Origin of the sequence: Roseovarius litorisediminis (assembly GCF_900172295.1) — a bacterium.
GTDB lineage: Bacteria > Pseudomonadota > Alphaproteobacteria > Rhodobacterales > Rhodobacteraceae > Roseovarius > Roseovarius litorisediminis.
Genome location: NZ_FWFL01000001.1, coordinates 414,492 through 436,454 on the forward strand (window position 1 = coordinate 414,492; position 21,963 = coordinate 436,454).

A 21,963-nucleotide genomic window follows, 5' to 3' on the forward strand; every position below is an offset into this window, starting at 1 on the left:
TGGCCAGTTCAGCGCCCTTTGAAAAACCCGCCCAGAATGCCCCGCACGATGCGGCGGCCGGTGGTACCTTTCAGCTCTTTCAGGACAATGTTGGTAACGGCCTTGCCGATGCTGCCCCCAAGGCTTGGACCCTTCGAGGTGGAGCGGGGCACGCTTTTGCCAGTATACCGGCGACCGGCGTTGAATTCGCGGATCGCCGGGGACAGGTCTTCGGCCTCTGCTTCGGCTTTTTCGGCTTCTTTGGCAGCAGTTGCCGCGCGGTCGGCCAGAATCTCGTAGGCTGATTTTCGGTCCAGCAAGGCCTCGTATTTTCCAGCCACGGGCGAGCCTGCCATGACCTGCCGGCGGGTTGCGTCGTCAATCGGGCCAAGTTTTGAAGAAGGTGGACGGATCAGCGTGCGTTCGACGATACCCGGCACGCCTTTGTTTTCCAGCATCGAGGTGACAGCCTCGCCCACGCCGACATCGCGGATCGCATCGACTGTATCAAAGCGCGGATTTGGGCGATAGGTCTCGGCAGCGCGTGTCAGCGCCTTTTGATCGCGGGCTGTAAAGGCGCGCAGGGCGTGCTGAATCCGGTTGCCAAGCTGGCCCAGAATATCCTCGGGCACATCATCGGGGTTCTGGGTGATGAAATATATGCCAACACCTTTGGAGCGAATAAGACGGGCGACCTGCTCGACCTTGTCCACAAGCGCCTTTGGGGCATCATCAAACAACAGATGTGCCTCGTCGAAGAAGAAGACAAGTTTGGGTTTGTCTGGATCGCCCACTTCGGGCAATTCCTCGAACAGTTCGCTTAAAAGCCACAGCAGGAAAGTGGCATAGAGCCGGGGTGATCCCATCAACTTGTCCGAGGCCAGGATATTGATTCGTCCACGCCCATCGGCATCGGTTTGCATGAGATCAGCCAGATCAAGGGCCGGTTCACCAAAAAGTTTGGCGCCACCCTGATTTTCAAGCACCAGCAACTGGCGCTGGATAGCCCCCACCGACTGAGTGGAAACATTGCCATAGCGCAAAGATAGCTCTTTGCCATTCTCCCCGACCCAGACCAACAGGGCCTGAAGGTCCTTGAGGTCAAGCAACGGCATGCCTTCTTCATCGGCGACCCGAAAGGCGATGTTCATCACACCTTCTTGTGCATCGGTCAGTTCTAGCAGACGCGACAGTAACAGCGGGCCCATTTCGGCCAGCGTGGTGCGGACAGGATGCCCCTGTTCGCCCAGCAGGTCCCAGAAAGTGACTGGAAAACTGTCATAGCAATAGTCTGTCAGGCCGATGGTTGCCGCGCGTTCGGTAAAGGCACCGTGCAGCTTGAATGTGTCGCTGCCCGGGGCTGCCAGACCCGAAAGATCACCCTTCACATCGGACAGGAAAACCGGCACGCCGGCAGCGGAAAAACCTTCGGCCAGGATTTGCAGGGTTACGGTCTTACCGGTCCCGGTAGCCCCCGCAATCAGGCCGTGCCGGTTGGCATATTTATGTATCAGGCCTTGTTTGACGCCGTAATCCTTGCCACCACCACCGATAAAAACCTTATTTTCCAAGGCAATCGCCCCCTGTCCAAATTAAATCACGTTCTGAACATACTAAGTTAAACTTTACCCGTCAGTATGAATCGCATCCCTTGCCGCATGTCCTCGTGGCTTTGGGATGACTTCCTCCCTGTCAGACTGACCGCACCCCCGGTGCGGTCTTTTTTTCGTGAATTTTTGTACTTGGCCTGTTGACGGATAGCGGTAACTGTCATAGCGTCCCGACCAATAACTAAGTCGGCCAGTCCGACGGGGAGATAATATAGAAAGAGGCCGAGAGGCCTCTTTCTTGTTTTCACCCGAAAAAGATTTAAATTGCCGGACATGGAATGGCGGGAAACCGCCCTGATCAACATCTTCATATGCGTTTTCTATCCTGACACTGCCAGTGACCCATGATAGAGCGCGCTCAGAACTTCAAAGTCACAAACGGGGAAAACATGCCCAGATTTCTTTCGACCCTGCCATTGGTCACCCTTCTTATTCTCGGAACAGCCGCCTCCGCTCAGGAGACAACAACTGGAACGACCGAGACTGAGTCAACCACTCAGACTGAAACGCAAGCCGAAGGTAGCACAGCTACCGGTGCCGCCTCTGAAAACGCCCCTCAGGAAGAGGAAAGTGCCGCTGATACCGGGCTGGACATGGGCAAAGAGGTTCAGGAAGACCCGACTTATATCAAAGCTACTTACGGTGACTGGGATCTTAAATGCTTCCGCAGCGAGGGTGAGGAGGATCTTTGTCAGATGTACCAGCTTTTGCGTGAAGATGCGGGCAACCCGGTTGCAGAGTTCAGCATTTATCGGTTGCCCGAGGGGCAACAAGCCGTGGCAGGCGCGACCCTGGTCGTACCGCTGGGGACGCTTCTTAGCAAAGAAATGCAACTTTCAATCGATGGTGGAAAACCGAAAACCTATCCCTATTCGTTTTGCACCATGATTGGATGCTTTTCCCGGCTCGGTCTTTCCGCCAGCGATATCGAAGCTCTGAAACGTGGTGTCGAGGCCAACCTGCAGATCGTGCCCGCCCAGGCACCGGATCAGGTTGTCAACATCAAGGCGTCGTTGAAAGGATTTACAGCGGCATTCGAGAATGCCTCGACCATCCGACGCTAATCGCACAAACAGTTGAATTTCATGGCGCTGCCCAACCGGGTGGCGCCATTTTCTTGAATGCCCCCTGCTTTGATTTTTTTCGCCCGGGTTTCAAAAGACCCGTGTAAAACATGCGGAATGCTTATCAAGTTCTCAGGGGGGAAACACGCGTGACAGCACAGAAGACGATCGAGTATTTCAGTTATTATCTTTTGGTTCTTGGGGCGTGTCTTGTATTTGCACCTGCCCTTATGGCTGCATTTATTTTACTTCCACCGCCTGCCGACAATAACATTCTTTTTGTTGGCTTCCTGGTGTTGGTGCTGGCCTATTATTACTGGCGTATGGCGCGCGACACGAACACGGCTTTTTTCCAGGCCACGGTCATTGGTCGACTGGGCCTTTTTCTGGCCACGCTGATCTGGGTGGTCTTCGCCGGGCTTGCCGCCAATTATCTTGTAATTTTAGCCATAGATGCAGCCGGGGCGCTTTGGACAGCCAATGCGCTGAAGCGCCAGGGGGATGCCGGTTTCAAATTTGTCTGAGGCTGGCTCAGGTAAAACGGCGTAGCGCGAGCACTGCGTTGAGACCACCAAAGGCAAAGGCATTGGACAGGGCCACGTCAACTATAGCCTCGCGCGCCTCGTTGGGCACAACATCCAGTGCGCATTCCGGATCTGGCTCTTCATATCCGATCGTCGGGGCGATCACCCCGTCGCGCAGGGCCATGATACAAGCCAGCAATTCAACCGCACCGGTGCCGCCGATCAGGTGACCATGCATTGATTTGGTTGAGCTGATCAACAGCTTGTCGGCATGAGCCCCAAAGACATCCGCCACAGCGGCGCATTCGGTTTTATCGTTGGCGGCCGTACCAGTGCCGTGGGCGTTGATATATCCCACCTCCGACAGGTCGATGCGCGCATCCTGTAGCGCACCTTTGATCGCGCGGGCAGCCCCCTGTTTTGATGGCATCACGATGTCAGCAGCGTCGGACGACATGGCGAAACCAGCCACTTCGGCCAAAATGGCAGCGCCGCGTTTTTTGGCATGCTCAAGCTCTTCAAACACGAAAACGCCCGCGCCCTCGCCCTGCACCATGCCGTTTCGGTTGGCTGAGAACGGCCGGCAGGCGTCCTTGGACATTACGCGCAGCCCTTCCCATGCTTTTACCCCGCCGAAACACAGCATGGATTCCGATCCGCCGGTGACCATCACCGGACTTACGCCGCCATGCACCATCTGAAACGCCTGCGCCATCGCATGATTGGAAGACGCACAGGCCGTCGAAACAGTAAAGCTGGGACCTTTGAGGTTGAACTCCATAGATACATGGCTGGCAGCTGCGTTGTTCATCAGCTTGGGCACGACAAACGGGTGAACCCGGTTTTTGCCATCTTCATAAACCGAACGATAATTGTCATCCAGCGTGGTCATGCCACCGCCAGAGTTGCCTAGAACAACCCCTGCCCTTGCAGCCAACTCGCCGGAAAACTCAAGACCCGCCTGCGCGATTGCCTCGCGGGCGGCGATTAAAGTGAATTGTGTGAAACGATCATAAAGCGCAAGCTGCTGTCGATTGAAGCGGGTTTCAGGCTGGTAATTCTTGACCTGTCCGCCAATGCGGATCGACAGACGTTCAACGTCGCGAAATTCAAGCTCAGAGATTCCGCAGCGGCCTTCCCGCATGGCCTCAAGGGTTTCAGGCACCGACGTGCCCAAAGAATTGATCGTCCCGGCGCCGGTAATGACAACGCGTTTCACGACTGCTCTTTCACCAGCTTTTCGATACCCGAGACGATGGACCTGACCGATGAAATGTCAAAATCACCTTCCTGTGGTTCGTTCGCATTGAACGGAACCGAGATGTCAAATTCTTCCTCGATAGCGAAAATACTTTCGACCAGCCCAAGGCTGTCGATACCCAGATCCTTTAAAGTGCTGTCCAGAGTCACATCCGAGGGTTCCAATACGGCCTGCTCGGCGATGATTGCAATGACACGATCCGTGATGTTCATTCCCGACACCTTCCAGCTTGTTCCGCGGTGGATTTAGTCATTCGATGTAGGTTTAGAAACTGTTTTTTTAAGTTGCGCAACATCATCGAATAACCGCTTGAGCCGACGGACACCTTTGAAAACCTCCATTGTGGTTTCCATCTTCATCGCCGGATAGCCCAGCATGACGCGACCCTCGGGAATGTTGGACAGCACGATGGTGCCGCCGCCGGTGATCACGTTATCGCCAATGAAAATATTATCGCTGACACCGGTCTGGCCAGCCAGAACAACATTGTTGCCGATCCGCGTCGAGCCTGCGATGCCGACATGACCGCACAGCAGACAGTCATTGCCGATCTCAACATTATGGCCAATCATCACCAGGTTGTCGATTTTGGTGCCGTTGCCGATACGGGTGTCGCGGATGGTGCCGCGGTCGATGGTGCAGTTGGCGCCCAATTCTACATCGTCACCGATGCTGACCGCCCCAAGGCTATGGATACGCGTCCAGCTTTGTGCAGTCGTGTCGCCCTGATCCCCCAACGTCTGGCGGGCCTGTTCGACTGAAGATTTTTCCGGCGTGACATAAGAAAAACCGTCACCTCCCACAACCGCACCGGGCTGCGCAATGAAACGCTCGCCAATCCTAACTCGGGCACCGATGCGCACACCTTCGCGCAGAAAGCCCTTTGTGCCAACCATCGCGTCTGTGCCGACAAAACTTTGCGGGCCAATTACTGTGCCAGCACCAATTTTTGCGCCTGCGCAGATAACGGCCAAGGGCCCGACAGTGACGCCAGCACCCAGTTCGGCAGTGGGGTCAACGACGGCTGAGGGGTGAACGCCATCGCCCCATCCCTGCCCGGTGTCCATCATGGCCGTAAGCCCTGACATCACGTAACGCGGGCGGGGCGCGACAATTGCGGCCTCCAGCCCAAGCGCCTGCCAGTCCGCCCCGTCCCAAACCATGGCGGCACGGGCCGCGCCGCGCGGCAAGCTTTCGGCATATTCGGGCTTCATCGCCAAAGCCAGGTCACGTGCGGTGGCATCAACGGGCTCCGCGACGCCGTCAATTTCCAAATCAACGGCGCCAAAGGCCATGGCCCCTAACGCCGTCGCAATCTGATCAATCGTGTAAGCCATCACACTCCCCTAGTCTTGGGGAGTCGTTTATCCCCGAACGGCGCGCAGTGAAACCCCTGCCTTGGACAGTGCGTTCCAAATTTTGGCATCCCGACCATAAACGTCGCCGCGATATTGAGTACGACCTTTCGGGGTGGTGAACGCCGTGCGATAGATAATGTGTACTGGCACCGGTTTTTCAAGTTGCACCACAGTTTCCCTTCCGGTGGCCAGTTTTGCCTGGAAGAACGCCTCGGGGTCACGTTCCTGTTTGGACAACAATTCGTAAGCGAAATCGAAGGGTTGATGCAGACGAATACAGCCATGGCTGAAATCGCGTTTATCTCGGGCAAACAGATTTTTGGCCGGCGTATCGTGCAGATAGATATTGTATTTGTTTGGGAACATGAACTTGACGAGTCCAAGTGCGTTGCGCCGCGAGGGAGGCTGTTTGATCGCATAAGGAAAGTTTTTTTCCGTATAAGCGCCAAAATCTATCGAGGCCCGACTGACCGCACGCCCCTGCCTGTCGATCAGCTTGAGATGTCCGGCCGCGTTTGCATTGCGTTTCATCATCGGCAGGTATTCTTTGACGGCGATCGAACGCGGTACATGCCATGTCGGGTTGATCACCATGAATTCCATCATGTCTGAAAATTCGGGACTGCGACGGTCATGTTCATTTTTGCCAACAACAGCGCGGGTTTCAAAGGATACCCGGTCCTTGTCGATGATGCGTGCACTGAAATCGGTCAGGTTGACCAGAATATGCCGATCACCACGATCCCGATTCAGCCAGCGTTCCCGTTCCATCGCCACGATCACCGACTGCAGCCTGGCCTGCACCGGTTTGTTGATCTCACTCATGGTGCCGGGCCCGGCCACGCCATCGGGCGCAAGGCCATGGGCCAGCTGGAACTGCTGTACTGCTTGTTGCAGCTTTTCATCATAGGAAGGGTTTGCGGAACGTTTCAGATAGCCCATCGCCATCAGCCGGTTCCGCAAGATCACAACAGCATCGCCAGACTGGCCGGGTTTCAGGGCTTTTGACGGCACGTCTTGCCCCCAGCCTCCGTTGGCAAGCAGACGTTCCAGTCGCAGTTTTTCCTTCATCAAGCGGCTGTATTCGTTGGTTTTAGGCGGCAGTGCCCGAAAGAAACCGCTTGGATTGCTTTTAACGAAATTCGTCAGATACGAGACACGATCACGGTAGGGAACCTGTCGCTTGATGCCGCTATCAATCGTGCTGGGCACCAGAGCGCCAGTCTGCATGTCGCGGGCCAGTGACAGAAATGTTCTGCTCATCTCGACCTCGACATAACCCCGTTCACGCGGTGACCTGGCCGCCTGCAATTGCTGCAGCAGGGCATCAGCCCGGTACCTTGCAACCGGCAGGCCATGACTGTCGGCCTCGTCGATCGCCTTCATCAGCGCCTGACGTCGGCGCCGGTCCTGCCCCGAATTGCTGGTCCAGATAGCATTGTAACTGTTTGCTTTGTAAAATGCCGCAATGTCGCGATCTTTAGCAGCGGCTTCGGCCACGGCTTGTTTAAAGGCCGTCACCTGTGCTTCGGCGGTGCCTGTAATTAATAGGTTGCTCAACAGCACCACTAGTGTCAGCGCTAAAAGGCGCATGAAACGTCCGTGCATCGCTAAAATCATCTTACTCCCCTGAACTGCTCGCGCTTTACATGTAAAAAAACTCCTAGCAGTCTATCTCGTGTTTCGACGAAATATGTCCATTCAAATGTTGTTCAACTGGCAAAACCGGTTAGTGATTGCGGCCCTGACGCATCGGATTTCAGGCAAAACCCACACATTGAGCGGGATTTGCGCAAATTCTTGCCGAAAACCCTTGATGCCTGCAATTTTCAACAAAACTGTCTTGGTTGCTGATTCTTAATGTGTAATAAAAGCGGCACATCTGGGGATGAGATGGCAGAACCGCGGTACAGCGGACAACAGGTAAGCGACGGGACAGGCGCTAGCTAACATGACAAACCACAGCTCGTTGAGCATGACGCGGCGTGGGGTTTTGGGTGCATTCGCATCGACAGCCCTACTCGCCACACCTACATACAGTAAAGCAGCAGGGTTTCTGCGCGGCGCCGGCGACATTCGGCGAATTCGCATGACATCCCCCCGAACCGGGGAAAAGCTGGATACGATTTATTGGATTGATGGCAACTACATCAAAGACGCTGTGAAAGAGATTAACCTGTTCATGCGGGATTGGCGCACCAACGGCGTCAAAAATATTGACCTTCGCACAATCGATATCATGGCCGCCAGCCACAACCTGCTGGACGTACATGAGCCGTACATGTTGCTAAGCGGATATCGCAGCCCCCAAACCAACGCGATGTTGCGCAGGCGGTCACGCGGTGTTGCCAAGAATTCACGCCACATGATTGGTGAAGCAGCTGACCTACGCTTGGCCAGCCGGTCGGTCAATCAAATGTATAGTGCAGCGGTTGCCTGTCGCGGTGGCGGTGTTGGCAAATACTCGGGCAGCAATTTTGTACACATGGATTGTGGCCCTGTCCGCAGCTGGGGCAGATAACGCCCCTCGCGCCAAGGTCCAACACAGAAAAACACCGGCTGAAATTTCAGCCGGTGTTTTCTTTTGTCATTCTTCCGGAACTTATCCGAATTTCGCCCGGCGCGCAGCCTGAAGTTTGGCAAAATCATCTCCTGCGTGGTACGACGAACGTGTCAGGGGTGTCGCCGACACCATCAGAAATCCCTTGCCATAGGCGGCCTTTTCATAGGCGGCAAATTCGTCAGGATGCACAAAGCGATCAACGGCATGATGCTTGGGCGTAGGTTGTAGGTACTGGCCGATTGTCAGAAAATCTACACCTGCCGCGCGCATGTCATCCATCACCTGATGCACAGCCTGGCGGTCTTCACCGAGACCCAGCATAATCCCGGATTTGGTGAACATGGTAGGATCCAGTTCTTTCACCCGCTGCAAAAGACGCAGTGAATGGAAATAACGCGCACCAGGACGCACCTCGGGGTAAAGGCCGGGCACGGTTTCAAGGTTATGATTGAACACGTCCGGTGTTGCCTCGACCACAACCTCAAGAACAGCAGGATCGCAATGCAGGAAATCCGGTGTGAGGATTTCAATTGTGGTGCCCGGGCTGCGGTGACGGATCGCGCGGATGGTCTGGGCAAAATGCTCTGCCCCGCCATCTTTTATATCATCGCGGTCTACGCTGGTAACGACGACGTGATTCAGACCCAACTTGGCCACAGCATCCGCGACACGGCCCGGCTCGAACGCATCCAGACCTTCCGGCGGTTTACCAGTGGCGATATTGCAGAAACTGCAAGCACGGGTACAGACGTCGCCCATGATCATCATGGTGGCGTGGCCCTGGCTCCAGCATTCGCCGGCATTGGGGCATCCGGCCTCTTCGCAGACGGTGACCAGCTTATGCTCTCGCATGATTTTATGGGTCTCGAAGTACCCTTTGCCGGTCGGGGCCTTAACCCTGATCCAGTCCGGTTTTCTAGGCTGCGCATTGTCCGGACGATGTGCTTTTTCCGGATGACGCTGCTCAGGGATTTTGAGATCACGCACGAATTTTTCCCCGCGAATGGTTTGGTAACAGTTCTTATCTATAGTTTACGGTGGTGGATAGTACCAGTTTCGCAATGCTGCCATGCGGTTTTTTGCAGGTTATCCCACAGTTTCCACCGTTTTAACGAGTGGCTTCATGTATAAAGGCCCGCATCTCCCCGATGCGGGTCTTTTTCCGTCGAGATTAACCTTTGCTCAGGTGAAGCTGTTTGCGGGGCAAGTTGTGCAGTTGCACCTTCCGGTATGGTGGCTATTTTCAAAGCAATCCGGCAGCATCGCCAAGGAGAGCAGATGGATTGGCAGGCCCACCGACGCAAGGCCCATGCGCTTAACCGCACGCAGGAATTCCTTAAACAGATCATTTTTGGCGGTAATGACGGTATTGTCACCACCTTTGCCATTGTTGCGGGCTTCGCCGGGGCTGCAAGCGATGGCGTTGCGCAGATTGGCGGACTGGCTGTACTGGTGTTTGGTTTGGCCAATCTGTTTGCCGATGCGGTCAGCATGGGCCTGGGTGAGTTTCTGTCACTGCGTTCGCAGCATGATCAGTACCGGGCTCGGCGCGAATGCGAATTGCGCGAAATTGCGCAAAATCCCGAACAAGAGCGGCTTGAGCTTTTTGAAATTATGCGAGAGCGCGGCCTGACCCCTAACGAGGCTGATACTACGACCGCAATCCTGTCCAGACATCCTGAAATGATGGCGGATCTGATGATGACCTTTGAATTCGGAATGCAAGATCCTGACAGCGAAAGCCCGGCATTGAACGGGCTTTTCACCTTTATGTCCTTTGTTTCTTTCGGGTTTATCCCTCTGGTCCCCTATTTTCTGCTGCCTCCGGATGACACGGCTTTTGTGTTGTCAGTGATGGCAACCCTGGCCGCACTGGTAGGGCTGGGATTGCTGAGGTGGAGCGCAACGGGAGAGAGCTTGAAACGCACGGTGGGTGAAACCGTGCTGGTCGGATCGGTTTGTGCAGTTGTTGCCTTTTTGGTTGGCTGGCTGGTCGGCGGATAAACGAAACCGCAGCACAACGCAGGGTCGCGGACGGGTGCCTTACCCGATCATGCCCCCTGCCTGCCCCAATTCTTCATAATGGCGTTTCAGACGTTGCAACGCGATCCGCAAAACGATCTTGCCGGACCGCGCAGACCATCCCATACGCTTTTCCGCACGCTCCAACCCTTCAAGGTAGCAACAACACCTCAGAACCACATCGCCCAACCCAGGCCCCAGATGGCGCAGTGCACCGATGAAACGCGCTTGCGCAGCTTCGGCACCGCCTGCCCCCGCCCGTTCCCCAACCAGATTACCGCTGTCAACACAGGTCAGGAACCTGTCCCAGTTCTGCGTCACACGCGGTAACATCTGTGCCAGTTCGAAATCTTCCCTCAGGCGTTCCCCCGCACGAACAAGGTCATCTGACAAAAACCGCTGACCGTCGCGATCCTTGCGGCGGGCCAATGCTGTAAGCGGGCTTTCGGTACCCGAATACCGTACCCGCCGCCTTTTCGCGGCCTCGTTATTCACATCCCCTTGTTCAAAACCTGGATGGTCATCGGTATCAAAGGGTGTTTGTGACTCGGCAAAGCCGGAGGCACGATTTTCCGCCTCGGCGAGAAAAAGATTAAGGGCCGTACGTCCGCCTGGCGTGATCTGATAACGGGCAATCCGCCCCTGTGAATCACAAAAGATCCAGCCTTGCAACGCCATCGCCTCGGCGATTTCACGGTCTACAACGGCGGTACGTGCCGAGGTGCCGCTGTCAGTTTCACGTATGACCGCCGCCTTATCCAGATCGGCGGCAACCGCGAGAACAGCACCGGGTTCGCATAATCTTCGCAACACCCGTTGTGCCTCGGATTTCAACCGACCCTCGGTTAACGTGTTTTCGGTGTCCTTTTGAACATTGTGGGTCATCTTCAAACTCTCCCTGAAAGGAGAACCGGCCCGTTGACCTAAGCGGCGCAAGGCGCCATCAACCAGGAAATCGTCACGGCGTGTTTCAAAAGTGCGGATCTGACGCAACACAGTAGAGGCATGGCATCCAGCCTGCCTGGCCAGCGCACGAATGGACGTACCCGTTTCCGTGTGTGCCAGATAGTTCACGGCAGATTCAGGCACCCAGGATGGTACGTTTCTCAAATACAGTTTGAAAGCAGTCCCCTCCTGCATTTCCACTCCTCCGTTTGTTGCCCTACGCGGGAACCCGCGCCGTTTTCCACAATGTTATCCACATTTTTTCGTTCACAACCTAGACGGGTAATTATTACCGGTTCGTTAATTGTTGCACGTGAACAATCTTTAGTTTCCCATTCGTGAACAATCCTGAAGGGCACCGAACGCTAAAACAGCCCCACGCGCAACACCCGCTCTGATTGTGTCAAAAACACAGAAACGACCAAACTGGAGGTTTTTAAATGAACGACATTCTGACAATGCTGGATTCGCTCCGCCGCCCGCGGCTTTTGATCCGGGCGGCCCGGTTTGGGGCTGCAGAGTACCGGCGGGATTCGCATCTGAGACGGCATTTGGGCTATGGTCGGCTGCCGCGCAGCGGACCTGCCCTGCTGCGTCTGATCGAGATCGAGTCAGAACTGAACAATCAGCGTGTCGAAAGCGATGCCAGCTACAGCGTGTCGCATCACGTTGATGTTCTGATCGCAATGATGGGAGAAGCGCGCATCCTGCGCGTGGCTCATATGGCGCACTACCCGTAACAGGTAAAAAATCTGACCTTGGGTTGAAAAAAACGCCCACGACACAGGTGTGCGTGGGCGCTTTATTTCCTTTCCCAAATACCGGAAAAGATATGGGGTGTTAGCTGAAGGCGTCTGGCATTGAGGCCTTTTTGTTGGCCACGTAGCTTTCCAATGCTTCCGCAATGGCAGGATCAAGCGCCGGTTGCTGGTAGTTGGCCAGCATTTCTTTGACCTTGATATTGGCAAGCGTCATGCTGTCGCGTTCACCTTCTTCTGACCACGTCTCGAACGGTTTGTAATCAAACACATTGGTCCGCCAGAATGCGTTTTTAAAGTTCGCCTGCGTATGGGCGCAACCAAGATAGTGACCCCCTGGGCCGACTTCGCGGATGGCGTCCATCGCCTGAGCATTTTCGTCAACCGAAATGCCTCGCGCAATATGGTGTAGAACACCCAGTTGGTCTGCATCCAGAACGAATTTTTCAAAGCTCGACACAAGCCCGCCTTCCAGCCAACCACAGGAATGCAACATGAAATTCACACCCCCAAGCAGGGCTGCATTGTGGGTGTGCGCCGTTTCATAAGCCGACTGAGCATCGGGCAGTTTCGAGCCACAAAGCCCCCCACCTGACCGGAACGGCAGGCCCATGCGGCGGGCAAGCTGACCGGCACCATAAAGGATGTGGGATGCTTCAGGCGTACCAAAAGTGGGTGCGCCCGAGTTCATGTCGATCGAGGTCACGAAGGCGCCAAAGATCACCGGCGCGCCGGGACGGATCAGCTGGCTATAGGCTATGCCGGCCAGAACCTCGGCCAGTACCTGTGTCAGCGTGCCTGCTACAGAAACCGGTGCCATCGCCCCACCGACGATAAAGGGCGAAATGATACAGGCCTGATTGTTTTTTGCATAAACCTCTAGCGAGCCCATCATGACATCGTCGAATGTCATAGGAGAGTTCACGTTAATCAGCGAGGTCATCACCGTGTTTTCCTGCACAAAATCCTTGCCAAACAGAATCTCGCACATCTCAACACTGTCCTGCGCCCGGCTGGCCTCGGTGACCGACCCCATAAAGGGTTTGTCGCTGAGCGTCATATGCGCCTGCAGCATATCCAGGTGACGTTTGTTGACCGGAACATCAGTAGGTTCGCACACGGTGCCGCCGGAATGATGCAGCCATTTGGACATATAGCCCAGTTTCACGAACTTCTTGAAATCGTCCATGGTGGCGTAGCGGCGGCCACCTTCCATGTCACGCACGAAGGGCGGACCATAGACCGGAGCGAAAACCAAAGTGTTGCCACCGATTTCAACATTGCGTTCGGGGTTGCGGGCGTGTTGCGTATAACGTGACGGCGCAGTCGAACAAAGCTTGCGCGCAAGACCACGGGGGATGCGGACACGCTCACCGTCGATGTCTGCGCCCGCTTCGCGCCAACGATCCAGCGCCACAGGGTTATCGACGAAATTCACGCCGACCTCTTCGAGGATCGTTTCAGCGTTGGCTTCAATAACTTCCAGCGCTTCGTCGTTCAGAACTTCGTAAAGCGGGATGTTGCGCTCGATGAATTTGGCGGTTTCTATGCTGACCGCGGTCCGTTCAGCTCGGCGTGCGGCACCACCGCCGCCCCGTCTCCGCGTAGTTGCTTCTGCCATGGTTTTACCTGCAATTGCCCTGAAATAGCCTGCACGAACGCAGGGTCATTCGATTTGATAGCCTTTGGTGGCCTGTTGCGACACGCAGATTGCGGCGCATGCGGGGGAAAAGCGACATCGTACCAGGGCGCCCTGTATCGTTGGAGTTGCTGCAATGGCGCAACAAGCCGCCAGTTCACAGTTGGGACGTGACAGCTTCCTGACCCGGCGCTAAGAGGCCCTATCAAACAAAGCGAACAGGGCCACTTCGGTTTGCCCGCAAGTTGACGACAAGAAGGGAACCGGAGATGACAGCGTTTATACTGCGCAGACAGGCGTTTGGCGCCATGCTGGCTTTGCTTGCCAGCGGCAGCGCGGCCTGGGCCACAAATGGCTATTTTTCAAATGGCTACGGCGTTGAATCAAAGGGGATGTCGGGGGCCGGTGTCGCTGTGCAGTCCGACGATGTCATGGCACTGGCACAGAACCCCGCCATGGGGGTCGAACTGGGCAACAAGGTTGGTTTTTGCGCCAGTTTCTTTTCACCCGACCGCTCAGTCAACGTCAGCCCGGGTGGCCCGCTTACGGTCGGAAAAGTTTCCAGCGCGAACCACCAGTTTCTGATCCCCTGCGGGGGTGCGAACTGGCAGTTGGGGGACCGCGCCGCACTGGGTGCGCACATCTTCGCAAATGGCGGCATGAATACCGAATACCAGACGAATGTCTTTGCAGGTCTTGGCGCCGGATCAAATCCACTGGGCGTCAATCTCGAACAGGTCTTTCTAAGTTTCAACTACGCATACAAGGCCAGCGAAACGCTGACATTTGGCGTTGCGCCGATACTGGCGGTGCAACGTTTCAAAGCAACCGGACTGGAAGCGTTTGGCGGACTGTCCAGCAAACCCGGTTCGGTCACAAATAACGGGCACGCCTGGTCATCCGGTCTGGGTGTGAACCTTGGCGTATTGTATCAACCCAGTGAAACCTGGCGCTTTGGGGCATCCTATCGCCCAGAAATCGATATGGGGCGTTTCCGCGAATACGCCGGCCTTTTTGCCGATGCCGGCGATTTCGATATCCCGGCCATGGCAACATTGGGCCTGTCGTTGACGCCCCCCACTGACCGTCGCTGGACATTGACCGCCGAATACGAGCACATCTGGTATGGCAAGGTGCCGTCGATTGCCAATACCAGCGCCCCACCTCCGGGGCCGTTGGGTGCATCAAACGGTGTAGGGTTTGGTTGGAAAAACATGAACATCTGGCGCCTTGGGGCTGTCTTTCGCAAGAACGAAAAATGGACTTTGCGGGGCGGTCTGAGTTATGCCACCGACTTTTCCGACGGGCCGAATGCAGTTATTAACATTCTTGCACCCGCGACGCCGAAATGGCACGCGTCACTGGGTGCAACCTACAAGCTGAGCAACGGCTGGAGCCTTTCCGGCGCCTACACCCATGCCTTTGACCAAAGCCTTACAGGCGCCAACCCTGCCCTGACCGGCGTGGCGCAGCCTGTGCGCCTGCGCATGAAGCAGGACGAGGTGACGCTGGGGATGAATTACAGCTGGTAATACAGCATGTGGTGACCGAGTCCGCTCAACGCTCTTGCGCTGCGGGCGCGAGCGCCCTATCAGGCAAAACATGAGCCAGACATCCCATGACCGCCTTCTTATCATAGACTTCGGCAGCCAGGTGACGCAGCTGATTGCGCGTCGCCTGCGCGAACTGAACGTCTATTGCGAAATCCACCCCTATCAGAAGGTCACAGATGCCTTTCTGAAAGATTTTAACCCCAAGGCCGTGATTTTTTCCGGTGGCCCCTGCAGCGTGATCGACGACGGATCGCCGCGCCCGCCTGCAAGCGTTTTCGACCTGGGTGTTCCGATCCTGGGCATATGTTATGGCCAGCAGGTGATGATGCAAATGCTGGGTGGCAAGGTCGAACGCGGCCATGGCACCGCCGAGTTTGGCCGCGCCTACGTGACCCCCTCACAGCAGCGGATTGATCTGCTGACGGGCTGGTTCCTGGAAGAGCGTGAACAGGTCTGGATGAGCCATGGCGACCATGTCAGTGCCATCGCACCTGGGTTCGCGGTATACGGCACCTCGCCCAATGCGCCCTTTGCCATCACGGCAGACCTGGATCGCAATTTCTTTGCGGTGCAGTTTCATCCCGAGGTGCACCACACGCCAAACGGCAAAACGCTTTACGAAAATTTCGTTCGGCTGGCAGGCTTTACCGGCGACTGGACCATGGCTGCGTACAAAGACGAGGCCATTCGGAAGATCCGCGAGCAGGTAGGTGACAAACAGGTAATATGCGGCTTGTCCGGCGGGGTCGACAGCTCGGTCGCTGCGGTGCTGATCCACGAGGCAATCGGGGATCAACTGACCTGCGTTTTTGTAGATCACGGCCTGCTGCGCCAGAATGAGGTGGATGAGGTCGTGGGGATGTTTCGCGACCACTATAACATCCCCCTGATCCACGCCGATGAAACTGAGTTATTTTTGGGTGAGCTTGACGGCGTAAGCGACCCTGAAACAAAAAGAAAAATCATTGGACGCCTGTTTATTGACGTGTTTCAGAAACATGCCAACAACATCGACGGCGCCGAATTTCTGGCACAGGGTACGCTTTACCCCGATGTGATAGAATCGGTCAGTTTCTCGGGTGGCCCGTCGGTGACGATCAAAAGCCATCACAATGTGGGCGGTCTGCCCGAAAAGATGGGCCTGAAACTGGTCGAACCGCTGCGCGAACTGTTCAAGGATGAGGTTCGCGCGCTTGGTCATGAACTGGGCCTGCCCGCAAGTTTCATCGGGCGCCACCCCTTCCCCGGCCCCGGCCTGGCGATTCGCTGCCCCGGCGAGATTACCCGCGAAAAGCTGGACATCCTGCGCAAGGCCGACGCTGTCTATATCGACCAGATTCGCAAGCACGGTCTTTACGATGATATCTGGCAGGCCTTCGTGGCGATCCTTCCGGTACGCACTGTGGGCGTGATGGGCGACGGTCGCACCTATGATTTCGCCTGCGCCCTGCGGGCTGTGACAAGCGTCGATGGCATGACGGCGGATTACTACCCCTTCAGTCACGAATTTCTGGGCGAGACCGCCACACGTATCATTAACGAGGTCAAGGGGATCAACCGGGTCACCTATGACATTACCTCGAAACCACCGGGCACCATTGAATGGGAATAAAACAACCAGCTCATTCATTGCAGGCCGAACCGGCACAGGTTCTGGTTGCTGCATTGTGGATGCTGGGCGCAGTAGCGTCCTTTTCGTTGATGGCGATTGCGGGACGCGAGGTAAGTTTTGAACTTGATACGTTCGAGATCATGATGTACCGCAGCTTGATCGGACTATTGGCCGTTATTGTGGTCGCCCTTTTGACTGGCGCATATCGGCAGATCACCCGACGCAGCCTTGGGGCCCATCTGCTGCGCAATCTCTGCCATTTCACCGGTCAAAACCTGTGGTTTTACGCTATCACGGTGATTCCGCTGGCGCAGGTGTTTGCGTTGGAGTTCACCTCACCACTTTGGGTTGTGATTCTGTCGCCCCTCTTTCTTGGGGAACGACTGACGCGGATACGAGTTATCGCCGCTTTCGTCGGTTTCGCCGGGATCCTGCTTGTGACACGCCCCAGCCCGGAAACGCTTGATATGGGAACCCTGGCCGCGGCCACCGCGGCCATCGGATTTGCTGGCACCATACTTGTGACAAAGCGGCTGACCCGTACAGAAACGCTGACCTGCATTCTGTTCTGGATGACGCTGATGCAGTCGATTCTTGGTCTGATCTTTACCGGTTTCGACGGCGATATTGCTTTGCCATCGGCGCAGACACTGCCCTGGCTGATTGTTATCGCGGGTTGTGGATTGTTGGCCCATTTCTGTCTGACAACCGCCCTGTCCATCGCCCCGGCAACGTTGGTCGCACCGGTTGATTTTTTACGCCTGCCGCTGATCGCCGTGGTTGGCATGATGTTTTACAACGAGCCAGTCGACGCTTTGGTGATTCTGGGCGCCGCCATAATTTTCGGGGCAAACTATCTAAACCTATGGTCTGAGACCCGGAAACAAATCTAAATGTCGATTATTCCCGCTAAAAGTGTGTCCTCATAACCACCAAGATTTGCCGTTACGTTAGTGACGCCGCGTCAAAGATTGACCCGCATGAAACTCCCAGTAGTTTGACCGCACAACTCTGGAGGAGAGGGACAATGAAGAAATACGCAATGGCAGCCACGGCGCTCGCCACCGCTGCCTCAATGGCAAACGCCGGTGGAATCGAACGCCGCGGCGACCCATCTATGATACTGTTTGAGAAAAGCCGAGTTTACCTTGAGTTTTCCGCAAGCAGTATCGATCCCCAGGTATCGGGATCACCGCTGGCAGGAGTTCCAACCGCACCAACAGGCGACATTCAGGAACGCTACCAATCTTTTGCTGGCGGGTTGAAGTACCAACTGAATGACAAAATCGCGCTCGCCCTGGTCATCGACGAACCCGTCGGCGCATCGGTGAATTACCAACTGCCAACTGTCGCGGGCGGCGGAGCATTTTTCGGCGGCTCGAACGCTGAGTTGAACACAATCGCATTCACCGGGATGGCGAAATACCAGGCATCCGAACGTTTCAGTGTTTATGGCGGCTTGCGTTACATTGGGCTTGGTGGCAGCGTCTTCGTGATTTCCCCGGCTACTGGCCCAACTTTGACAGGGCCTGGCGCCCCATATAGCCTGAATGAGGATAAAGACTTTCAGTTCGGCTATCTTTTGGGCGCTGCTTACGAGATCCCGGATATCGCCCTGCGCGTCGCTTTGACTTATGAATCCAAGACCGAGCATGACTTCGATGATAACACCGGAGCCGGCTTCGAGGTAAAAATCCCCCAAGCCTTTACCCTCCATGCTCAAACCGGGATCGCCGCGAATACACTGCTCTTCGGGTCGGTCAAGTGGCGTGAATGGACGGATTTCAGAATTCAACCGGCTGATTTCTCCTCGGTGGCTCCCGGGGTTGGCTTTGTTAATACAGCCATCGCCAGCGAACCCGAAGATATCTGGACCTACGAGCTGGGTATCGGGCGCCGGTTCACTGAAAATTGGTCAGGCGCCTTTATCCTGGGCTACGAAAAGGACGAAGGTCAGCCTGTCGGCAACCTATCGGGTAAGGACGGGTATATCAGCTACGGTCTGGCCGCGACCTATGAGAACGAGCATATCAAGGTCACCACTGGTATCCGCTATTTCGATATCGGAAACGCCAATTCCTCGGTTACATCGTTTACCAACAACGACGCGTTCGCATTTGGTACAAAGGTTGGCTTCAAGTTCTGACGGGCTGACCAAGACAAGACTGAACCCCGCGTTGTCACAAGGCGGGGTTTTTTTGTGGATAAATGGCTTTGGATTTGACCCGCCCTGCCCCAGTTTGTACCACCACCCCAAAGGGGACAGGCGATGATCTACAATTCGGCAAAAGACTGGCGTGAAGCGCCGCATAAACGGGTACTGTTTTATGGCATGTCAGGCCTCGGCAAAACCCATCTGTCGAATATGCTGCGCGATCAGGGTGACTGGTTTCACTATTCAATCGATTACCGCATCGGCACCCGGTATATGGGCGAGTTGATTGCCGATAATGCCAAGGCACATGCCATGCAGGTGCCCTTTCTGCGTGACCTGCTGTTGACGGATTCGATCTATATTGGATCGAATATCACCTTCAACAATCTGGCACCCGTATCCTCCTATTTGGGCAAACCCGGCGATCCGTCCAAAGGGGGGCTGCCGATTGAAGAATACCGCCACCGTCAGGAACAGTTCCGTCAGGCCGAAATTGCCGCGCTGAGCGACACCGCGCATTTCATTGATCGGTCGGAGCGGTTGTATGGCTATCCGAATTTCGTATGTGATACCGGCGGGTCGATCTGTGAATGGGTGGATGGCAACGATCCCGACGACATGTTGCTCACGGAATTGTCACGTCACTGCCTGCTGATCTATCTTCAGGGCTCGGACGCGCATACGCAGGAACTGATCCGCCGCTTTGACCGTGCGCCCAAGCCAATGGCCTACCAGCCAGAGTTTCTGAATTCTTGCTGGGAAAAATATCTGTTGAAAAACAATTGCAAAGAAGGCGATGTTGACCCTGATGATTTCATCCGGTGGACCTACGCAAGTGCCCTCGCTCATCGGCAGCCCCGCTATGAAGCAATGGCGAAATGGGGGGTGACGGTGACAGCAAGCCAGGTCGCTGCCGTAAGATCCGCCGATGATTTCATCACCCTGGTTGCTTCGGCACTTGAGCAGGGCAACTAACGCCCTATCTTTTATACTCATTCTGAAAGCCCGCCTTAATGCCCATCAAGATACCCTCTGACTTGCCTGCCTATGACGTGCTCAAGCGCGAGGGTGTCATGGTCATGGATGAGGATCAGGCCGCACGGCAGGATATCCGCCCGCTGCGCATCGGGCTGTTGAACCTGATGCCCAAGAAAATTCAGACTGAAAATCAGTTTGCCCGTCTGATCGGGGCAACGCCACTGCAGATTGATTTGTCGTTGATACGGATGAGCGAACACCAGACCAAGAACACCGCAGCCGAGCATATGGAAAGCTTTTACCGTCCTTTCGATGAGGTCGCGGCAACCGGCGAAAAATTTGACGGTCTGGTCATCACAGGCGCACCAATTGAACATCTGGAGTTTGACGCGGTTACCTATTGGGATGAATTGCTTCAACTCATGGACTGGACCCAGACCAACGTGCACTCCACCTTTGGCGTCTGCTGGGGCGGGATGGCGATGATCAACCACTTCCATGGCGTCAAGAAACACATGCTGGACCACAAGGCGTTTGGATGTTTCCGACATCGCAACATGGCGCCCGCGTCACCCTATCTGCGCGGGTTTTCAGACGATTGCGTGATCCCGGTCAGTCGCTGGACCGAGATGCGCCAACCCGAGATTGAGGCCGCAAGCGGGCTCAAGACCCTGCTGCACAGCGACGAGGTCGGTCCTTGTCTGGTCGAAGACAAGGCGCACCGCGCGCTTTATATCTTTAACCATTTTGAATATGACAGCGACACACTCAAACAGGAATATGATCGCGATATAGCCAATGGCACGCCGATCAACGTGCCGTGTAACTACTATCCAGACGACAACCCCGCAAACCCGCCGCAGAATCGCTGGCGTAGCCATGCGCATCTGCTTTATGGCAACTGGATCAATGAAATATATCAGTCAACGCCCTTTGACATGAATGACATTGGCGTTTGAAATCATAACCTTGCTGGCCGTCTCTATAGTGGCCACCTGGATATATGTCCAATACCGTGCGCGCCGGCACGAGGCCCAAGCCGAAGCCGAATTTCCCCCTCTGGGGCAGATTTCAGTTGTGGACGGGCATAGGGTACACGCGGTTGTCATGGGGGCTGGCCCGGATCTGGTACTGATCCACGGATCATCGGGCAATACGCGCGACATGACACATTCCCTGGCGCCGCGTCTGGCAGAAAACTTTCGCGTGATTGTGTTTGACCGCCCCGGTCTGGGCTATACTGAAAGGATCAACCGCTCTGGTGCAAGTATTTCGCAACAGGCTGATTTGCTGGCCCGTGCCGCACATCAGCTGGGGGCAGAAAAACCCATTGTTCTGGGTCACAGCTATGGCGGGGCGGTTGCTTTGGCCTGGGCCGTAGAGAATCCCGCTGAACTGTCGGCACTTGTCGTCTTGTCGGGGGCAGCCAAGCCATGGAAATCGGGCCTTACCCGGTTTTACAAAATCACCTCGCATCCGATGTTGGGTCCGCTCGTCATTCCGTTTCTGACGGCGTTTGTGCATGATGAACGGGTGGAGAAACAGATTGCCAGTATCTTTGCCCCACAATCTGCACCTGACGGATATACGTCCTATGTCGCGCCGGGCCTGACATTGCGTCGGCATTCATTGCGCGCCAATGCGATGCAACGCGCCAATCTGCTGCCCGAAGTCGAAGCGCTTCATATGCGCTACGGTGAGATCGCCGTTCCCACCGAAATTCTACACGGAACCGAAGATACGACTGTGGGACTGTCAATTCACGCCGAACCGCTGGCGCGCCAGATCCCTGATGCGGTGCTGACCCGGCTTGAAGGGATCGGGCATATGCCCCAACATGTTGCAAAGGATGACGTTGTCGCCGCCATTCACCGTGTGGCCATCCGCGCCGGATTGCACCCTCGGCCCTGAGGGGTCATACTGCCTAAAAAAGAGGAGTGGC

General features: G+C 55.5%; 20 protein-coding genes. 12 read left to right on the forward strand and 8 right to left on the reverse strand.

Annotated elements, in window-relative coordinates:
• Positions 1–8: 8 nt before the first annotated feature.
• The gene (locus PEL8287_RS01970) at positions 9–1,550 is read right to left on the reverse strand and encodes a helicase HerA-like domain-containing protein (protein WP_085890665.1); all 1,542 of its coding nucleotides are present in this window, start codon (positions 1,548–1,550) and stop codon (positions 9–11) included.
• A 428-nt stretch (positions 1,551–1,978) separates the two neighbouring features.
• Between PEL8287_RS01970 and PEL8287_RS01980 the strand changes: the two genes are divergently transcribed.
• Together PEL8287_RS01980 and PEL8287_RS01985 are read left to right on the forward strand one after the other, a co-directional pair.
• Entirely contained in the window at positions 1,979–2,653 is a 675-nt protein-coding gene (locus PEL8287_RS01980) for an invasion associated locus B family protein (protein ID WP_235862115.1), read from the forward strand.
• Between the two features lie 149 nt (positions 2,654–2,802).
• The gene (locus PEL8287_RS01985; protein WP_085890668.1) at positions 2,803–3,177 is read left to right on the forward strand and encodes a hypothetical protein; all 375 of its coding nucleotides are present in this window, start codon (positions 2,803–2,805) and stop codon (positions 3,175–3,177) included.
• A 7-nt stretch (positions 3,178–3,184) separates the two neighbouring features.
• Here PEL8287_RS01985 and PEL8287_RS01990 read toward each other — a convergent pair whose 3' ends face one another.
• From PEL8287_RS01990 to PEL8287_RS02005, 4 genes are read right to left on the reverse strand one after another with little or no spacing between them, the layout of a single operon-like run.
• The gene (locus tag PEL8287_RS01990; RefSeq protein WP_085890669.1) at positions 3,185–4,396 is read right to left on the reverse strand and encodes a beta-ketoacyl-[acyl-carrier-protein] synthase family protein; all 1,212 of its coding nucleotides are present in this window, start codon (positions 4,394–4,396) and stop codon (positions 3,185–3,187) included.
• Positions 4,393–4,650 (reverse strand): acyl carrier protein, encoded by a 258-nt coding sequence (locus PEL8287_RS01995; RefSeq protein WP_085890670.1) that lies wholly within the window; start codon positions 4,648–4,650, stop codon positions 4,393–4,395. Before PEL8287_RS01995 ends, PEL8287_RS01990 begins: the two co-directional genes overlap by 4 nt.
• A 33-nt stretch (positions 4,651–4,683) precedes the next feature.
• Complete coding sequence (gene lpxD / locus PEL8287_RS02000) at positions 4,684–5,775, reverse strand: UDP-3-O-(3-hydroxymyristoyl)glucosamine N-acyltransferase (RefSeq protein ID WP_085890671.1); 1,092 nt, start codon at positions 5,773–5,775, stop codon at positions 4,684–4,686.
• A gap of 27 nt (positions 5,776–5,802) precedes the next feature.
• Positions 5,803–7,416, reverse strand: a complete 1,614-nt coding sequence (locus PEL8287_RS02005; RefSeq protein WP_085890672.1) for a L,D-transpeptidase family protein — start codon at positions 7,414–7,416, stop codon at positions 5,803–5,805.
• 331 nt (positions 7,417–7,747) lie between these two features.
• Here PEL8287_RS02005 and mepK point away from each other — a divergent pair, with 331 nt between their 5' ends.
• The gene (mepK, locus tag PEL8287_RS02010; RefSeq protein ID WP_085890673.1) at positions 7,748–8,317 is read left to right on the forward strand and encodes a peptidoglycan L,D-endopeptidase MepK; all 570 of its coding nucleotides are present in this window, start codon (positions 7,748–7,750) and stop codon (positions 8,315–8,317) included.
• An 81-nt stretch (positions 8,318–8,398) separates the two neighbouring features.
• Here mepK and lipA read toward each other — a convergent pair whose 3' ends face one another.
• Positions 8,399–9,346 (reverse strand): lipoyl synthase, encoded by a 948-nt coding sequence (gene lipA, locus PEL8287_RS02015; RefSeq protein ID WP_085890674.1) that lies wholly within the window; start codon positions 9,344–9,346, stop codon positions 8,399–8,401.
• 291 nt (positions 9,347–9,637) lie between these two features.
• Between lipA and PEL8287_RS02020 the strand changes: the two genes are divergently transcribed.
• A complete protein-coding gene (locus tag PEL8287_RS02020) occupies positions 9,638–10,363 on the forward strand; it encodes a VIT1/CCC1 transporter family protein (protein WP_139837666.1) in 726 nt (241 codons plus the stop codon).
• Positions 10,364–10,402: 39 nt separating this feature from the next.
• Here PEL8287_RS02020 and PEL8287_RS02025 read toward each other — a convergent pair whose 3' ends face one another.
• The gene (locus PEL8287_RS02025; RefSeq protein WP_085890676.1) at positions 10,403–11,521 is read right to left on the reverse strand and encodes a DUF6456 domain-containing protein; all 1,119 of its coding nucleotides are present in this window, start codon (positions 11,519–11,521) and stop codon (positions 10,403–10,405) included.
• A gap of 245 nt (positions 11,522–11,766) precedes the next feature.
• Between PEL8287_RS02025 and PEL8287_RS02030 the strand changes: the two genes are divergently transcribed.
• On the forward strand, positions 11,767–12,066 hold the full coding sequence (locus PEL8287_RS02030) for a DUF6477 family protein (RefSeq protein ID WP_085890677.1): 300 nt from the start codon (positions 11,767–11,769) through the stop codon (positions 12,064–12,066).
• Positions 12,067–12,166: 100 nt separating this feature from the next.
• Here the strand turns inward: PEL8287_RS02030 and PEL8287_RS02035 are convergent, their stop codons facing one another.
• Entirely contained in the window at positions 12,167–13,705 is a 1,539-nt protein-coding gene (locus PEL8287_RS02035) for a trimethylamine methyltransferase family protein (protein WP_085890678.1), read from the reverse strand.
• A gap of 287 nt (positions 13,706–13,992) precedes the next feature.
• On the opposite strand from PEL8287_RS02035, the gene PEL8287_RS02040 reads away from it, so the two are divergent.
• The 7 genes from PEL8287_RS02040 (at position 13,993) to PEL8287_RS02070 (ending at position 21,932) form a co-directional block, all read left to right on the forward strand.
• Positions 13,993–15,255 carry an OmpP1/FadL family transporter gene (locus tag PEL8287_RS02040; RefSeq protein WP_085890679.1) on the forward strand — a complete coding sequence of 421 codons (1,263 nt, stop codon included), beginning with the start codon at positions 13,993–13,995 and terminating at the stop codon, positions 15,253–15,255.
• Positions 15,256–15,325: 70 nt separating this feature from the next.
• Positions 15,326–16,888, forward strand: a complete 1,563-nt coding sequence (gene guaA / locus PEL8287_RS02045) for a glutamine-hydrolyzing GMP synthase (RefSeq protein ID WP_085890680.1) — start codon at positions 15,326–15,328, stop codon at positions 16,886–16,888.
• On the forward strand, positions 16,879–17,781 hold the full coding sequence (locus PEL8287_RS02050; protein ID WP_085890681.1) for a DMT family transporter: 903 nt from the start codon (positions 16,879–16,881) through the stop codon (positions 17,779–17,781). The genes guaA and PEL8287_RS02050 overlap by 10 nt, the downstream gene beginning before the upstream one ends.
• A 134-nt stretch (positions 17,782–17,915) precedes the next feature.
• Positions 17,916–19,034, forward strand: a complete 1,119-nt coding sequence (locus PEL8287_RS02055) for an OmpP1/FadL family transporter (RefSeq protein WP_085890682.1) — start codon at positions 17,916–17,918, stop codon at positions 19,032–19,034.
• Positions 19,035–19,157: 123 nt separating this feature from the next.
• Entirely contained in the window at positions 19,158–20,018 is an 861-nt protein-coding gene (locus PEL8287_RS02060) for a P-loop NTPase family protein (protein ID WP_085890683.1), read from the forward strand.
• A gap of 38 nt (positions 20,019–20,056) precedes the next feature.
• Complete coding sequence (gene metA, locus PEL8287_RS02065) at positions 20,057–20,980, forward strand: homoserine O-acetyltransferase MetA (protein WP_085890684.1); 924 nt, start codon at positions 20,057–20,059, stop codon at positions 20,978–20,980.
• A complete protein-coding gene (locus tag PEL8287_RS02070) occupies positions 20,964–21,932 on the forward strand; it encodes an alpha/beta fold hydrolase (protein ID WP_085890685.1) in 969 nt (322 codons plus the stop codon). The genes metA and PEL8287_RS02070 overlap by 17 nt, the downstream gene beginning before the upstream one ends.
• Positions 21,933–21,963: the final 31 nt, after the last annotated feature.

Coding starts and splice junctions, on each gene's coding strand:
- PEL8287_RS01980 (WP_235862115.1), top strand. CDS start 1,979: ATGCCCAGATTTCTTTCGACCCTGCCATTGGTCACCCTTCTTATTCTC.
- PEL8287_RS01995 (WP_085890670.1), bottom strand. CDS start 4,650: ATGAACATCACGGATCGTGTCATTGCAATCATCGCCGAGCAGGCCGTA.
- lpxD (WP_085890671.1), bottom strand. CDS start 5,775: ATGGCTTACACGATTGATCAGATTGCGACGGCGTTAGGGGCCATGGCC.
- PEL8287_RS02005 (WP_085890672.1), bottom strand. CDS start 7,416: ATGATTTTAGCGATGCACGGACGTTTCATGCGCCTTTTAGCGCTGACA.
- mepK (WP_085890673.1), top strand. CDS start 7,748: ATGACAAACCACAGCTCGTTGAGCATGACGCGGCGTGGGGTTTTGGGT.
- PEL8287_RS02020 (WP_139837666.1), top strand. CDS start 9,638: ATGGATTGGCAGGCCCACCGACGCAAGGCCCATGCGCTTAACCGCACG.
- PEL8287_RS02025 (WP_085890676.1), bottom strand. CDS start 11,521: ATGCAGGAGGGGACTGCTTTCAAACTGTATTTGAGAAACGTACCATCC.
- PEL8287_RS02030 (WP_085890677.1), top strand. CDS start 11,767: ATGAACGACATTCTGACAATGCTGGATTCGCTCCGCCGCCCGCGGCTT.
- PEL8287_RS02035 (WP_085890678.1), bottom strand. CDS start 13,705: ATGGCAGAAGCAACTACGCGGAGACGGGGCGGCGGTGGTGCCGCACGC.
- PEL8287_RS02040 (WP_085890679.1), top strand. CDS start 13,993: ATGACAGCGTTTATACTGCGCAGACAGGCGTTTGGCGCCATGCTGGCT.
- guaA (WP_085890680.1), top strand. CDS start 15,326: ATGAGCCAGACATCCCATGACCGCCTTCTTATCATAGACTTCGGCAGC.
- PEL8287_RS02050 (WP_085890681.1), top strand. CDS start 16,879: ATGGGAATAAAACAACCAGCTCATTCATTGCAGGCCGAACCGGCACAG.
- PEL8287_RS02055 (WP_085890682.1), top strand. CDS start 17,916: ATGAAGAAATACGCAATGGCAGCCACGGCGCTCGCCACCGCTGCCTCA.
- PEL8287_RS02060 (WP_085890683.1), top strand. CDS start 19,158: ATGATCTACAATTCGGCAAAAGACTGGCGTGAAGCGCCGCATAAACGG.
- metA (WP_085890684.1), top strand. CDS start 20,057: ATGCCCATCAAGATACCCTCTGACTTGCCTGCCTATGACGTGCTCAAG.
- PEL8287_RS02070 (WP_085890685.1), top strand. CDS start 20,964: ATGACATTGGCGTTTGAAATCATAACCTTGCTGGCCGTCTCTATAGTG.